Origin of the sequence: Lentzea xerophila (genome assembly GCF_051094245.1) — a bacterium.
Classification (GTDB): Bacteria; Actinomycetota; Actinomycetes; order Mycobacteriales; family Pseudonocardiaceae; genus Lentzea; species Lentzea xerophila.
This window is the reverse complement of record NZ_CP194934.1, coordinates 2,210,842-2,223,929: the sequence shown is the minus strand read 5'-3', so window position 1 is coordinate 2,223,929 and position 13,088 is coordinate 2,210,842. Positions and strand designations below refer to the sequence as shown.

The window sequence follows — 13,088 nt, the reverse complement described above, 5'->3', positions numbered from 1 at the left end:
GCCACATGGGCGACTACGCCAAGGCGCTGGGGGCCAAGCTCCGCGCTATCCGCCAGCAGCAGGGTCTGTCCCTGCACGGCGTCGAGCAGAAGTCCGGCGGTCGCTGGAAGGCCGTGGTCGTGGGCTCGTACGAGCGCGGTGACCGCGCGGTGACCGTGCAGAAGCTGGCCGAGCTGGCCGACTTCTACGGGGTTCCCGTCGCCGAGCTCCTGCCGGAGGGCCGCGTGCCGTCGGGTGCCGAGCCGGCGACCAAGATCGTCATCAACCTGGAACGGCTCCAGCAGCTGCCGGTCGAGAAGGTGGGCCCGCTGGCCCGCTACGCCGCGACCATCCAGTCGCAGCGCGGTGACTACAACGGCAAGGTCCTCTCCATCCGCACCGAGGACCTCCGCTCGCTCGCGATCATCTACGACATGACGCCGGGCGAGCTCACCGAGCAGCTCATCGACTGGGGTGTGCTGCCTCCCGAGGCCCGTCCGGCCAAGGAAGACTGAGCTTTCCGGCTCCTCGAACGGAGTGGTGGCTCCCCTGACGTCCTGCTAGTCGCCCTGAGGACGTCAGGGGAGCCACTGCTGCTTTGAGCCACTGCTGCTTGAGCCCACTGCCGCTTTTCTGTCAGACCTGCTCGCTAGTGTTGATTTTGGGGGATCCCGGCGGGCGCGTGTGTGTGGTGCGTCGCATGTGGCCGTTACGCGTTTCCGCCGCACGGGGCCACGGGAGCACGGAGCACGGAGCACGGAGCACGGAGCACGGAGCACGGAGCACGGTCTCACCCTTCGTGCTCGCCACAGGCGTTGTACCCGTCGCAGGCAGGTGTCGTGTTCAGCCGCGCCGGCGCTCGGCCTGAGCAGCCCGTGGGCGACGAGCGGCGCGCAGTGAGCGCCCACCAGACATCCGGCGGGCGCTCGGCCTGACCAGCGACAGCAGTGGTGTTGCTCACGGAACAAGTGCGGCGAGCTGCTGTTTGTCCTGGATCACGTGGATCGCGGCGATCCGGCCGTCGCGCACCGTGAACGCCATGATCGAGAACGGCACGCCGTTCACCCGCGAGATGAAGCCGGCCTCGCCCCCGATGACCGCGAGCTGCGCGGTCGCGGCGGCGGCGTACTTGCGGAACAGGCTGGCCCGTGCGGCGACCGCGCGTCCGCCGATGACCTCGAGATCGCCCGCGCGCAGCACCACGTTCGGGTGCAGCACCGACACGAGCCCCTCCAGGTCGCCCTCCTGCGCCGCCCTGAGGAACGCCTGCACCGCTTCCCGCTGCCTCGGCAGGTTGACGTTGGGCTGCGGCCTGTCCTGCACGCGCTTGCGCGCACGGGACGCGAGCTGCCGGGTCGCGGTGGGCGTCTTGTCGATCAACGGCGCGATGTCGTCGAACGGCACCGCGAACATGTCGTGCAGCACGAACGCCAGCCGCTCGTCGGGCTTGAGCGAGTCCAGCACGATCAGCATCGCGAGCCCGACCTGGTCGTTCGCCACGGCCTGCTGCTCGGGCTCCTCCCCCGTCTCGATCACGGGGTCCGGCATCTCGAAGGCGTGCTCCCGCCTGTCGCGCAACATGTTCAAACACACCCGGCCGACCACGGTGGTGAGCCACGCGGCCGGGTTCTCGACCTCGCTGGTGTCGGCGCGTTCGACGCGGAGCCAGGCCTCCTGCAACGCGTCGTCCGCCTCGGCGAACGACCCGAGCATGCGGTGGGCGATGGCGCGCAACCGCGTGCGCTCCTGCTCGAACTGCGCGATCAAAGCTTCCCCCTGTGGCCTGGCACACACCGTGTCACGTTCCCGAGCGCCGCCGGGTCGACCGGGCAACGACTCATTCTGGAGGGTAATCATGAAGATCCTCGTCACGGGCGGCACCGGCACACTCGGCAGGCACGTCGTCCCCCTGTTGCGCGATGCCGGCGCGCAGGTCACGACCCTGAGCAGGCATGGCGACATCGCCTGTGACCTGGTGGCGGGCCCGGTTCCCCCGATCGAGGCCGACGTCGTGGTGCACCTCGCCGGTGGCCAGAAGGGTGACGACGTGGCGACCCGCAACCTGCTCGCGGCCTGCGCCGGGGTACGCCACTTCGTCTTCATCTCGGTGATCGGCGCCGACACCGTGCCGCTGGCGTGGCTGAACACCAAGCTCACCTGCGAGGAGGCGATCGCGGAGTCGGGCATCCCGTTCACAATCCTGCGCGCGGCCCAGTTCCACGACCTGACGTTCACGATGGTGCGCGGCCTCGCGAAGCTGCCTATCGTGCCGGTGCCGGGTATGAGGCTGCAGCCGGTCGACGCCCGTGACGTGGCCTTCCGGCTCGTCGAACTGGCGCTGGGACGGCCGGCGGGCCGCGTCGCGGACCTCGCGGGCCCCGCGGTCCACGACATGAAGCAGCTCGTCCGGGACTACCTGACGGCGGCGGGCAAGCGCCGGCTCACGGTGCCGGTGCGGCTGCCCGGCAAGGCGGGGAAGGCCTACCGGGACGGGCGGAACCTGACCCTGGACGGCGACCGGGGCGTCCGCACCTGGGAGGAGTTCCTCGCCGATCGGTAGAGTCCTGGCACCGTGACCACCTCTGACGCAGGACTTCTCGCCGATCGGAACCCGCTGCCGACCGGCTTGGACGCCCGGTTGCGCGACCACCTCACGTTCCTGATCGAGGTCGACCAGCTCAAGACCGTGCTGCGCGCGTCCCCTCTCGCGGCGGCGGACCGGCGCGAGAACGACGCCGAGCACTCGTGGCACCTGGCGCTGATGGTGATGACCCTCGCCGAGTACGCCGACGAACCGATCGACGTCGGCCACACCATGAAGCTCGTGGTGGTGCACGACCTCGTCGAGATCTACGCGGGCGACACCCCGATCTACGACACCGAACTGGGCGCGAGCCAGCAGGAACGCGAGGAAGCCGCCGCGAACCGGTTGTTCGGCGTCCTGCCCGAGGACGCGGGCCGGACCATGAGGGCGTTGTGGGACGAGTTCGAGGCGCGAGAGACGCCCGAAGCGCGGTTCGCCAAGGCCATGGACCGGCTGCAACCGTTGCTGCTCAACTGGATGGCGAAGGGCGGGACCTGGCGCACGCCGGGCGTGACCGCGAACGACGTGCGGGCTCGCAAGGCCGTGATCGGTGAGGGATCGAGGAAGCTCTGGGACGCGGCGCTGCACCTGATCGACGAGGGTGAGCGCCGCGGCTGGGCACGCGGCTGACAGCGCGACGGCCGCCTGGAAACCCAGGCGGCCGTCGTCGTCAGGCAGAGTTACAGCACAGCGCGCAACTGGTCCGCGATGACCGCGATCCGGCCGAGCACGCCGTTCACGAACCGCGGCGAGTCGTCCGTGGACAGGCCCTTGGCGAGCTCCACGGCCTCGTCGATGGCCACCGCGTCCGGCACGTCGGCCGCCCACAGCAGCTCGTACAGGCCGATGCGCAGGACCGCGCGGTCGACCGCCGGCATCCGCTGCAGGGTCCAGCCCTCGGCGTGTTCGGAGATGAGATCGTCGATGCGCGCGCGGTGTGCGGTGACGCCCTCGACGAGCGTCACCGTGTAGTCGTTCACCGGCGGCACGTCCGGGGACCCGACGCGGGAAGCCAGCAGGGTCACCGCGTCGCTGCCCAGCAGGTCGGCTTCGTAGAGGAAGTCGACCGCGCGCTTGCGGGCCTTGCTCCGTGCGCCCATTACTTGTCGCTGATTCGGCCGAGGTAACGGCCGTCGCGGGTGTCGACCTTGATCTTCTCGCCGGTCGTGACGAACAGCGGGACCTGGATCTCGGCGCCGGTCTCGAGGCGCGCGGGCTTGGTGCCACCGGTGGAGCGGTCGCCCTGCAGGCCGGGGTCGGTGTGCTCGATGACGAGCTCGACCGAGGTCGGGAGCTCGATGAACAGCGGCACGCCCTCGTGGACGGCCACGACGGCCTCCTGGTTCTCCAGCATGTAGTTGGCGGCGTCGCCAACGGTCTCGCCGGGGACCGGGATCTGGTCGTAGGTGTCGCCGTCCATGAAGATGAAGTCGGTGCCGTCCTTGTACAGGAAGGTCATGCCGCGCTTGTCCACGGTGGCGGTCTCGACCTTGGTGCCCGCGTTGAAGGTCTTGTCGACGACCTTCCCGGTCAGCACGTGCTTGAGGGTCGTGCGCACGAAGGCGCCACCCTTGCCGGGCTTCACGTGCTGGAACGCGGTGACGGTCCAGAGCTGGCCGTCGAGGTTCAGCACCAGGCCGTTCTTCAGGTCGTTCGTGGTGGCCACGGTGGGATTTCTCCTGGGGTAGGACGGGGGTGTCAGACGACCACGAGTTCTTTCGTGGTCAGGGTGAGGAGCTCCGGCCCGCTTTCGCGCACCACGAGGGTGTCCTCGATGCGGACCCCGCCCCGCCCCGACAAGTAGACGCCGGGCTCGACGGTGACCGCCATACCGGCAGAAAGTGTACCGGCACCCACCTTCGACAACGCCGGTGCCTCGTGGATCTCCAGCCCGACCCCGTGACCGAGGCCGTGCAGGAACTCCTCGCCGTGTCCCGCCTTCTCGATCACCTCGCGCGACGCGTGGTCGACGTCGCTCACCTTCACCCCCGGCTCGAGAGCGTTCCGGCCGGCCGCCTGCGACCGCGCCACCAGGTCGTACAGGTCGCGCTGCCAGTCCGCGGGCTTGCCGAGCACGAGCGTGCGGGTCATGTCCGAGTGGTAGCCGTCGACGAGCGCGCCGAAGTCCAGCTTGATGAAGTCGCCGGTGTGCAGGGTCGCGTCCGTCGGCTGGTGGTGCGGCACCGCCGAGTTCGCGCCGAACGCCACGATCGAGGAGAACGACGGACCCTCCGCGCCGTGGTCGAGCATGCGGCTCTCCAGCTCGCGCGCGATCTCGCGTTCGGTACAGCCCGTCCGCAGGCCGCCGTGCCCGATCAACGCCGCCAGCGCCCGGTCCGCCGCCGCGCACGCCATCCGCAGCGCCTCGATCTCGACCTCGTCCTTGACCAGCCGCAGCTTCTCGACCAGGCCACCGGCCTTGTGCAGTTCGGCCTTCCCGGCGGCCGCCGTCAGCTCGGCCAGCCCGTCGACCGTGACGTGGTGGCTCTCGAACCCGAGCCGGCCCTTCGCCCTGCCCGCGAGCGCGACGTCGCACGGCCGCTCGATCACCCGCTCCAGGTCCGGCACCTGCCGGGCCGACTGGGTGAGATATCGGCCGTCGGTGCAGAACACCGTGGTGTCGTCGCCGTTCGCGTCGACCAGCACGGCGGCGTTCGACCCGGTGAACCCGGTGAGGTACCGGACGTTCAGCAGGTTCGTGACGAGCAGGGCGTCCAGGTTCGTGGCCTGGAGCTCCTGGCGCAATGCGGTTCGGCGTGCGGCGTACGACGACATGTCTCGCAGCGTACGGCCAGTCCTAAGCTGTCCGCATGCGTCCTTGGTTCGTCCGTGCGTTGTGGATGGGGCTCCTGCACGGAGCCGTGCAGACCGGCGTGGCGGCCGTGGGCGTGCGCAGCCCCGAGGCCGGCTCGGTCCGGCCGATCGCGATCGGCCTGCTGATCGCCGCCGCGGTCATCTGGGGTGCGGTCGACACGCTGCGCGACCTGCCGTCGCGCGGCATGCAGTGGTTCATCGCCGCGCTGATCGCCGGGCCGTTCGCGGGTGCTCTGGGCGTGATCGGATCGGCGTTGCTCGTCGACCAGACCGGGCAGGAAGCGCTGTGGGTGGCTCTGACGGGTGGGGCAGCTTTCACGGCGCTGCTCGTGCTGGCGCCGGCTGGGCTCGGGATGCTGCTGGGTGGGCTGCTCGTGCCGAAGGACTCGGCCAGTCCTCGGAGCTGACGGTGCGCAGGTGGCGCGCTGACGGGCGGGGCAGCGTTCACGGCGCTGCTCGTGCTGGCGCCGGCCGGACTCGGGACGCCGCTCGGCGGGACGCTCGCGCCGAAGGACCCGGCCAGCCGGTCAGGCCGCTACCAGCTCGATTTCGAAGCCGTCCTCGTTCTCCAGGAACGCGGCGTAGTGGTCCGGCCCTCCCGCGTGTGGGTGCCGGTCGGCGAACATGAGCCGCCAGCCGTTCCGTCCGGCTTCGCGGGTCAGGCGGTCGACGTCCGCGCGTGTGCCCGCGTGCAGGGCGAGGTGGTTGAGGCCGGCTTTCATCCGATCGTGTGGACCGGTCAGGGCCGGGGACTGCTCGACCACGACGTAGGTCTCGTTGAGCTTCCAGCTGACGCCGGCACTCCAGCGCTGGTGCTCGGTCCAGCCGAGTGCCGGGAAGAGCCAGCCGAAGGTGGCCTCGGCGCGGCGGAGGTCCGGCACCCACAGCTCGACGTGATGCAGCATGCGCGATCTCCCTGGACTTCCGCGATGGGCCGAAGATCGTCGCGAACCACGAGGAGACGAACCTCTGGATGCGCCACCTCCTGCGCGAGGTCACGCGACGTGGTCAGGGGCGTCCCGCGGGCGGGGCCTGCTTGAGCGACAGCCAGCGCAGCGCCAGCAGGTAGCCCTCGACGCCCAGCCCCACGATCACGCCGCTCGCGACCGCGGAGATGACGCTGTGGTGCCGGAACTCCTCGCGCTGGTGGATGTTCGAGATGTGCACCTCGACGAGCGGCGCGGTCAGTTGCGAGCAGGCGTCGCGCACCGCGATCGAGTAGTGCGTCCAGGCGGCGCCGTTGAGGACTACCGGGATCGAGGCGTCGGCGGCCTCGTGCAGCCACGTGATCATCTCGCCCTCGTGGGCGGTCTGGCGGACCTCGACGTCGAAGCCGAGGTCCTTGCCTTCCGTCACGCACATGTCGACGAGGTCGGCGTGGGTGGTGCTGCCGTAGATGAGCGGCTCGCGGGTGCCGAGGCGGTCGAGGTTCGGGCCGTTGAGGACGAGGACCTTCACAGCAGCACCTTTCCGGAGCCGGGGGTCGGCTCGGCGGCGACGGCCGAGTAGGCGGCGGCGATCAGGGCCGGGTCCGGGCCCTCCAGGCGGCCGGGCTTGGCGAGGCCGTCCAGGACGACGAAGCGGAGCACGCCCGCCTTGTTCTTCTTGTCGACCTTCATGCCCTCCATGAGCTGCGGGAGGGCGTCCGGGTCGTAGGACGTCGGGAGGCCGAGCAGTTGCAGCACGCGCTTGTGGCGGTCGGCGGTCTCGTCGTCGAGGCGGCCTGCCAGGCGGGACAGTTCGGCGGCGAAGACCAGGCCCACGCTGACCGCGGCGCCGTGGCGCCAGCGGTAGCGTTCGCGGCGTTCGATGGCGTGGCCCAGGGTGTGGCCGTAGTTCAGGATCTCGCGCAGGGACGACTCGCGCAGGTCGTTCGTGACGACGTCGGCCTTGATCTGGATCTTGCGGCGGACCAGTTCGGCCAGCACGTCGCCGGTCGGGTCCAGCGCCAGAGCGGGGTCCGCCTCGATCAGGTCGAGGATCACCGGGTCGGCGATGAAGCCGCCCTTCACGACCTCGGCCATGCCCGCGATGAGCTCGTTGCGCGGCAACGTCTCCAGCGTCGCGAGGTCGACGAAGATGGCGTCCGGCTCGTAGAACGTGCCGACGAGGTTCTTGCCCGCGTCGGTGTTGATGCCGGTCTTGCCGCCGACCGCCGCGTCGACCATGCCGAGCAGCGTCGTCGGGATGTTGACCAGCCGCACGCCGCGCATCCAGGTGGACGCGACGAAGCCCGCGAGGTCCGTGACCGCGCCGCCGCCCAGGCCGACGACGGCGTCGGAGCGTGACAGGCCGATCTTGCCCAGCACGTCCCAGCAGAAGCCGGCGACGGCGAGGTCCTTGCCGTCCTCGGCGTCGGGGACCTCGACGCGGTGCGCGTCGGCTCCCACGGCCTTGAGCTCGTCGACCAGCACCTTCGCCGTCTCGGCCAGTGTCGGCTGGTGGACGATCGCGATCTTGGCGGTGCCCTTGAGGAACTCGACGATGTCGCCGAGGAGGCCGCGGCCGATCATCACGTCGTAGGGCTTCTCCGCGGCGACCCGGATGCGCACGGGCTCGGTCACTGTTCTGCTCCCTTGATCACCGCGTCGGTCACCTGCTCCGGATCGAGCGCGTCCGTCAGGACCTCGATCGTCGCGACCTCGCGGTACAGCGGCAGGCGCGCGTCCAGCAGCGCCTTGAACGTGGCGCGCGGGTTCACGCCGGTCAGCAGCGGGCGGTTGGCCGCCAGGCCCGTGCGGCGCACGCCCTCGGCCATGCCCACGTTCAGGAACACGACGGTGTGCTCACGAAGGCGCTCACGGGTCGGCGCGGACAGCACCGCTCCCCCGCCCAGCGCCAGCACGCCCTCGTGCTCCGCCAGCGCCTTGGCGACCGCTTCCTCTTCCATGGCGCGGAAAACGGGCTCGCCGTCGTCGGTGAAGATGTCCGAGATCGGCTTGCCTGCCAGCTGGACGATGTCCGCGTCGACGTCGCGGAACGGCACGCCGAGCCGCGCGGCCAGCAGTTCGCTGACCGTGGTCTTCCCGGCCCCGGGAGGCCCGACCACCACGTACCGGGGGCTCACATGCCCTCCCAGCGGGCTTCGAGGGCCTTGAGGTACGCGTGGGCGTTGCGGCGGGTCTCGTCCAGCGAGTCGCCGCCGAACTTCTCCAGCGCGGCCTCGGCCAGCACCAGCGCCACGACGGACTCCAGCACCACACCGGCCCGCGGCACGGCACAGACGTCCGAACGCTGGTGGATCGCGACGGCGGGCTCACCGGTGCGCACGTCCACTGTGGACAGTGCGCGCGGAACGGTCGAGATGGGCTTCATCGCCACGCGCGCACGCAGGATCTCGCCGTTGGTGATGCCGCCTTCGAGGCCACCGGCACGGTTCGAGCGGCGCGTGACGCCGACCGGGCCGGTGCCGCGGTCGATCTCGTCGTGCGCCTGCGAACCCCAGCGCTTCGCGGAGGTGAAGCCGTCGCCGATCTCCACGCCCTTCATCGCCTGCACGCCCATCAGGGCGGCGGCCAGGCGCGCGTCGAGGCGGCGGTCCCAGTGCACGTGCGAGCCCAGGCCCGGCGGCAACCCGTACGCGAGCACCTCGATCACGCCGCCGACGGTGTCACCGGCCTCCTTCACGGCCTCGACCTCGGCGACCATGGCGTCGGTGCCGCGGGAGTCGAAGCAGCGCACGGGCGAGGAATCGATCGCGGCCAGGTCGTCCGGGGTGGGCAGGCCCGCGTCCGCGGGCGTCTCCGCCGTGCCGATGGACACGACGTGGCTGAGGATCCGCACGCCGAGCAGCTGCTGCAGGAACTGCCGTGCGACCGTGCCGAGCGCGGTGCGTGCCGCGGTCTCACGGGCGGACGCGCGCTCCAGCACCGGACGGGCCTCGTCGAAGCCGAACTTCTGCATGCCCGGCAGGTCGGCGTGGCCGGGGCGGGGCCGCGTGAGGGCCTCGTTGCGGCCAGTCGGCTTGAGCAGGCTGGGATCGACCGGGTCCGGCGACATGACCGTCTGCCACTTGGGCCACTCGGAGTTGCCGATCGTGACCGCGATCGGACCACCCTGGGTTTTGCCGTGGCGCACGCCGCCGAGGATCTCGACCGCGTCCTGCTCGAAGCCCATGCGGGGCGAGCGACCGAACCCGAGCCTGCGGCGCCCGAGCTGGGCGACGAGATCGTCGGTGGTCACCTCCACACCGGCGGGCATGCCCTCGAGGACGGCGACGAGGGCGGGGCCGTGTGACTCTCCAGCGGTGATCCAGCGCAGCACGTTCACAATCCTTTCACAGCGTCGTCAACGCCCAGGTGGCGGCCAGCAGCCCGGGGCCGTGCGGGACCGCGCGCCTGCGGCGGAGGGCGGCGACCACCAGGGTGACCGCACTGGACAGGATCGCCGCAGGTAAGAGCGACGCCGGTGGGAGCGCCGCGCCGAGGCCGAACGCGAGCTTCACGTCCCCTCCGCCCATGAGCGCGGGCCGGCAGCGCCGGACGACGAGATGCGCGCCACCGAAGACGAGCCCGGAGACCAGCGCGGGTCCCAGCCCGTGGAACTGCAGGAGCAGCAGCGCGACGCCCAAAGGGACGGTCAGCGCGTCCGGCAACCGGTGGTGCCGCAGGTCGATCACGGCGAGCACGATGCCGAACCACGCCAGCACGAACGACGAGGGCGGTGCGTCCAGGACGGCGGCGACCGTCCACAGCGAACCCAGCGCAAACGCGAGCAGGACCGTGGTCATGGCACCACGGTCCTGCTCGGTACGGCTCGGGCACAAATCCTGACCTGTCGTGAACGGTCCGTTCACGACGACGCCCAGGGGAACGCTCGAACCCGCGGGTCCCCTTCGAAGCAACGGGGAGAACGGGTCAGCGGGACCAGTCGAACAGCGGGTCGTTCGCCGCCACGTCCACGTCCAGCGCGAGGTCGCCCAGCACCTCGGCGGACGCGTCGAGCGCGATCACCGGGCAGATCGGCGCGAACCCGGCAGCCTCGACCTCGGCCGGGTCCCACGTCACGATCCGCTGGCCGGCCCTGACCTCCTCGCCCTTGACGACGTGGAGCTCGAAACCCTCGCCCTTGCGCTTCACGGTGTCGATGCCCAGGTGGACCAGCACCGCGGCGCCGTCACCGTTGGCGACCACGAACGCGTGCGGGTGCAGCGTCACGACGGTGCCGTCGAGCGGCGAGACCACATCGGACTTCGATCGAACCGGGTCGACGGCGACACCGGGACCGACCATCGCCTGCGAGAAGACCGGGTCCGGCACGGCGGAGAGCGCGACCGCCCGGCCGGCCACCGGGCTGCCGACGCGGAGGCTCACAGGAGGTCCTCGATGTCCGACGCGATGGTGTCCGCCTCGGGTCCGACGACGACCTGGACGACGTTGCCGGAACGCATGACCCCGTGTGCTCCCAACGCCTTCAGGGCCTTCTCGTCCACCACGGAACCGTCTTCGAGCTCACACCGCAGGCGGGTGATGCACGGCTCGATCTCCACGATGTTGTCCGCGCCGCCCAGCGCCTCGAGGATCTTCTTCGCCTTCTCGTCAGCCACGTTCGTACCTCTCGTTCCCGTAACAGCGGTTGACACCCGCTCGGTGCGCGGAGCATCCTCCCGCACCAACTGGTCTAGACCGGAAAGTACCACTAGCGAGGAGGTGAGCGAGTGCACGAGATCGTGGAGGGGCCCAAGCCCAAGCACGCGCAGCTCCGCGAGATCCTGCGCCGGCTCGCCGAACAGGAGCTCGCTCCCGGCTCACCCATCCCGTCGGAGCGGGACCTGGCCGAGCGGTACGGAGTCTCCCGCATCACCGTGCGGGCCGCCGTCGGCCAACTGGTCGCAGAGGGCCTGCTCACGCGGGCCAAGGGACGTGGGACGTTCACCGCCAAGCGGCGCTACGACCTGCAGCTCTTCCTGGCCTCGTTCACCTCGGACATGAAGGCACGCGGGGTCGAACCCAGCACCGAGGTGATCAGCTGCGGCCAGGCGGCACCGGGTTCGAAGGCCTCACTGGGTCTCGAGCCCGACGAGTACGCCTATCGCGTCGTACGGCTGCGCAAGGCCGACGGGGCACCACTGGCGCTCGAAGCCGGCTGGTACAGCCCGCACATGCTTCCCGAACTGGACCGCTGCGACCTGACCGGATCGATCTACGAGATCATCGCGACCCGGTACGGGGTGCAGCTCGACCACGCGCGGCAGACCGTGTGGGCCGAGACCGCCGACGCGGAGACCGCGAAGGCGCTCGACGTCCGCAAGGGCAGCCCGCTCCTCGTGTTCAGGAGGGTCGCCAGCTCCGACGGGCGGCCCTGTGAAGACGTGACTTCCTGGTACCGGGGCGATCTCTACCAGGTGACCATGCAACTGGACCGGACCGTCCCGGGTTCCGGACCCAACTCCGCCAAGGGAGGAACCCGATGAGCACGGACGCCGCAACCGGTGGTCGTGAGATCAAGGGCCTCGCCACGTTGCAACGCTTCGGTCGCAGCCTCATGCTGCCGATCGCCGTGCTGCCCGCGGCAGGCCTGCTGCTCCGCTTCGGTCAGCCCGACATGCTGGGCGAGGAAGGCCTGGGCTGGAACGCCGTCGCCTCGGTGATCGGTGCGGCGGGTGACGCGCTGTTCAGCAACCTCGCCCTGCTGTTCGCCGTCGGCATCGCCGTCGGGTTCGCCCGGCGCGGTGACGGTTCCACGGCGCTCGCCGGCGTCGTCGGCTACGTCGTGCTGACGAGCGTCTTCAAGGCCATGTCGCCGCTGGTCCTCGACCAGCCGACCGACCCGGCCGCGAAGCCCGAAGTGATCAACTACGGGGTGCTCGGCGGTATCGTCGTCGGCATCCTGACCGCCCTGTTGTGGCAGAAGTACCACCGCATCAAGCTGCCCCCGTACCTGGCGTTCTTCGGTGGCCGCCGGTTCGTCCCGATCATCGTCGCCGGCGTCATGACGATCATCGGCGTCCTGCTCGGCCTGGTCTACCCGTGGTTCGACGCCGGCCTGACCGCCGTCGGTGAGTGGGTCACCGGCAGCACGATCATCGGTGCGTTCATCTACGGTGTCGTCAACCGCCTGCTGATCCCGCTCGGCCTGCACCACATCGTCAACAACGTCGTGTGGTTCCAGTTCGGCGAGTACAACGACAAGACCGGTGACATCCCGCGCTTCCTCGCGGGCGACCCGACCGCCGGCACGTTCCAGACCGGCTTCTTCCCCATCCTGATGTTCGCCCTGCCGGCCGCCGCGCTCGCGATCGTGCACACCGCGCGGCCGAGCCAGCGCAAGCTCATCGGCGGCATCATGGGCTCCGCCGCTCTCACCGCGTTCATCACCGGTGTGACGGAGCCGCTCGAGTTCGCGTTCATGTTCGTGGCGTGGCCGCTGTACCTGATCCACGCGGTGCTGACCGGTACCTCGCTGGCGATCTCGAACGCGCTGGGCGCCCACGACGGGTTCTCGTTCTCGGCCGGTGCGATCGACTTCATCCTGAACTGGAACATCGCCACGAAGCCGTGGCTGCTGATCATCCTCGGCGCGATCTACGCGGTGATCTACTACTTCCTGTTCCGCTTCGTCATCACCAAGTGGAACCTGAAGACGCCGGGCCGCGAGGATGACGAGTCGCCGGAGGCCGACGAGAGCGTGGTCGGCGGCACCGGTGACACCGCGGTGCGCGAGAAGCGCACCAAGAACGACAAGTAGTCGGCACAACCAGCTCTACCGAGAG

At 70.1% G+C, this 13,088-nt stretch carries 18 protein-coding genes; 6 read left to right on the top strand and 12 right to left on the bottom strand.

Translation table 11 applies throughout. The features are described 5' to 3' along the window. The first annotated feature begins 5 nt into the window (after positions 1-5). Positions 6-494: a transcriptional regulator BldD gene (gene bldD, locus ACRSBM_RS11025; RefSeq protein WP_030471611.1), complete on the top strand. Its 489-nt coding sequence runs from the start codon at positions 6-8 to the stop codon at positions 492-494. A 442-nt stretch (positions 495-936) separates the two neighbouring features. Here bldD and ACRSBM_RS11020 read toward each other — a convergent pair whose 3' ends face one another. Then, complete coding sequence (locus ACRSBM_RS11020) at positions 937-1,746, bottom strand: sigma-70 family RNA polymerase sigma factor (protein ID WP_434442628.1); 810 nt, start codon at positions 1,744-1,746, stop codon at positions 937-939. Between the two features lie 88 nt (positions 1,747-1,834). Between ACRSBM_RS11020 and ACRSBM_RS11015 the strand changes: the two genes are divergently transcribed. Both ACRSBM_RS11015 and ACRSBM_RS11010 read left to right on the top strand, forming a co-directional pair. After that, on the top strand, positions 1,835-2,539 hold the full coding sequence (locus ACRSBM_RS11015; RefSeq protein WP_434442627.1) for an SDR family oxidoreductase: 705 nt from the start codon (positions 1,835-1,837) through the stop codon (positions 2,537-2,539). 12 nt (positions 2,540-2,551) lie between these two features. Continuing rightward, positions 2,552-3,193, top strand: a complete 642-nt coding sequence (locus ACRSBM_RS11010) for an HD domain-containing protein (RefSeq protein WP_434442625.1) — start codon at positions 2,552-2,554, stop codon at positions 3,191-3,193. Between the two features lie 50 nt (positions 3,194-3,243). Here the strand turns inward: ACRSBM_RS11010 and nusB are convergent, their stop codons facing one another. From nusB to ACRSBM_RS10995, 3 genes are read right to left on the bottom strand one after another with little or no spacing between them, the layout of a single operon-like run. Continuing rightward, positions 3,244-3,663 carry a transcription antitermination factor NusB gene (gene nusB, locus ACRSBM_RS11005; RefSeq protein WP_086661789.1) on the bottom strand — a complete coding sequence of 140 codons (420 nt, stop codon included), beginning with the start codon at positions 3,661-3,663 and terminating at the stop codon, positions 3,244-3,246. Further along, the gene (efp, locus tag ACRSBM_RS11000; RefSeq protein ID WP_434442623.1) at positions 3,663-4,229 is read right to left on the bottom strand and encodes an elongation factor P; all 567 of its coding nucleotides are present in this window, start codon (positions 4,227-4,229) and stop codon (positions 3,663-3,665) included. Before efp ends, nusB begins: the two co-directional genes overlap by 1 nt. Positions 4,230-4,261: 32 nt before the next feature. Further along, the gene (locus ACRSBM_RS10995) at positions 4,262-5,338 is read right to left on the bottom strand and encodes a M24 family metallopeptidase (RefSeq protein ID WP_434442622.1); all 1,077 of its coding nucleotides are present in this window, start codon (positions 5,336-5,338) and stop codon (positions 4,262-4,264) included. A 35-nt stretch (positions 5,339-5,373) separates the two neighbouring features. Here ACRSBM_RS10995 and ACRSBM_RS10990 point away from each other — a divergent pair, with 35 nt between their 5' ends. Beyond that, positions 5,374-5,784 carry a B-4DMT family transporter gene (locus ACRSBM_RS10990; protein ID WP_434442621.1) on the top strand — a complete coding sequence of 137 codons (411 nt, stop codon included), beginning with the start codon at positions 5,374-5,376 and terminating at the stop codon, positions 5,782-5,784. A 120-nt stretch (positions 5,785-5,904) separates the two neighbouring features. On the opposite strand, the gene ACRSBM_RS10985 is transcribed toward ACRSBM_RS10990, so the two are convergent. From ACRSBM_RS10985 to ACRSBM_RS10950, 8 genes are all read right to left on the bottom strand, one after another. Next, positions 5,905-6,282 carry a VOC family protein gene (locus ACRSBM_RS10985; protein WP_434442619.1) on the bottom strand — a complete coding sequence of 126 codons (378 nt, stop codon included), beginning with the start codon at positions 6,280-6,282 and terminating at the stop codon, positions 5,905-5,907. 103 nt (positions 6,283-6,385) lie between these two features. Then, complete coding sequence (gene aroQ, locus ACRSBM_RS10980; RefSeq protein ID WP_434442617.1) at positions 6,386-6,835, bottom strand: type II 3-dehydroquinate dehydratase; 450 nt, start codon at positions 6,833-6,835, stop codon at positions 6,386-6,388. Beyond that, positions 6,832-7,941, bottom strand: a complete 1,110-nt coding sequence (gene aroB / locus ACRSBM_RS10975; RefSeq protein ID WP_434442616.1) for a 3-dehydroquinate synthase — start codon at positions 7,939-7,941, stop codon at positions 6,832-6,834. Before aroB ends, aroQ begins: the two co-directional genes overlap by 4 nt. Then, positions 7,938-8,444, bottom strand: coding sequence for a shikimate kinase (locus tag ACRSBM_RS10970; RefSeq protein WP_434442615.1), 507 nt, complete (start codon positions 8,442-8,444; stop codon positions 7,938-7,940). The genes aroB and ACRSBM_RS10970 overlap by 4 nt, the downstream gene beginning before the upstream one ends. Continuing rightward, a complete protein-coding gene (aroC, locus tag ACRSBM_RS10965) occupies positions 8,441-9,640 on the bottom strand; it encodes a chorismate synthase (RefSeq protein ID WP_434442614.1) in 1,200 nt (399 codons plus the stop codon). Before aroC ends, ACRSBM_RS10970 begins: the two co-directional genes overlap by 4 nt. Before the next feature lie 13 nt (positions 9,641-9,653). Then, on the bottom strand, positions 9,654-10,106 hold the full coding sequence (locus tag ACRSBM_RS10960) for a prepilin peptidase (protein ID WP_434442613.1): 453 nt from the start codon (positions 10,104-10,106) through the stop codon (positions 9,654-9,656). 127 nt (positions 10,107-10,233) lie between these two features. Then, positions 10,234-10,689, bottom strand: coding sequence for a PTS sugar transporter subunit IIA (locus ACRSBM_RS10955; RefSeq protein WP_434442611.1), 456 nt, complete (start codon positions 10,687-10,689; stop codon positions 10,234-10,236). Further along, positions 10,686-10,922 (bottom strand): glucose PTS transporter subunit EIIB, encoded by a 237-nt coding sequence (locus tag ACRSBM_RS10950; RefSeq protein WP_236219942.1) that lies wholly within the window; start codon positions 10,920-10,922, stop codon positions 10,686-10,688. The genes ACRSBM_RS10955 and ACRSBM_RS10950 overlap by 4 nt, the downstream gene beginning before the upstream one ends. A 111-nt stretch (positions 10,923-11,033) precedes the next feature. On the opposite strand from ACRSBM_RS10950, the gene ACRSBM_RS10945 reads away from it, so the two are divergent. Next, positions 11,034-11,789 carry a GntR family transcriptional regulator gene (locus tag ACRSBM_RS10945; RefSeq protein WP_434442609.1) on the top strand — a complete coding sequence of 252 codons (756 nt, stop codon included), beginning with the start codon at positions 11,034-11,036 and terminating at the stop codon, positions 11,787-11,789. Then, positions 11,786-13,063 (top strand): PTS transporter subunit EIIC, encoded by a 1,278-nt coding sequence (locus tag ACRSBM_RS10940; RefSeq protein ID WP_434442607.1) that lies wholly within the window; start codon positions 11,786-11,788, stop codon positions 13,061-13,063. The genes ACRSBM_RS10945 and ACRSBM_RS10940 overlap by 4 nt, the downstream gene beginning before the upstream one ends. Positions 13,064-13,088: the final 25 nt, after the last annotated feature.

What these genes read in the sequence shown, in the direction of transcription:
- bldD (WP_030471611.1), top strand. Translation starts at nt 6, where the DNA reads ATGGGCGACTACGCCAAGGCGCTGGGGGCCAAGCTCCGCGCTATCCGC.
- ACRSBM_RS11015 (WP_434442627.1), top strand. Translation starts at nt 1,835, where the DNA reads ATGAAGATCCTCGTCACGGGCGGCACCGGCACACTCGGCAGGCACGTC.
- nusB (WP_086661789.1), bottom strand. Translation starts at nt 3,663, where the DNA reads ATGGGCGCACGGAGCAAGGCCCGCAAGCGCGCGGTCGACTTCCTCTAC.
- ACRSBM_RS10995 (WP_434442622.1), bottom strand. Translation starts at nt 5,338, where the DNA reads ATGTCGTCGTACGCCGCACGCCGAACCGCATTGCGCCAGGAGCTCCAG.
- ACRSBM_RS10990 (WP_434442621.1), top strand. Translation starts at nt 5,374, where the DNA reads ATGCGTCCTTGGTTCGTCCGTGCGTTGTGGATGGGGCTCCTGCACGGA.
- ACRSBM_RS10985 (WP_434442619.1), bottom strand. Translation starts at nt 6,282, where the DNA reads ATGCTGCATCACGTCGAGCTGTGGGTGCCGGACCTCCGCCGCGCCGAG.
- ACRSBM_RS10960 (WP_434442613.1), bottom strand. Translation starts at nt 10,106, where the DNA reads ATGACCACGGTCCTGCTCGCGTTTGCGCTGGGTTCGCTGTGGACGGTC.
- ACRSBM_RS10940 (WP_434442607.1), top strand. Translation starts at nt 11,786, where the DNA reads ATGAGCACGGACGCCGCAACCGGTGGTCGTGAGATCAAGGGCCTCGCC.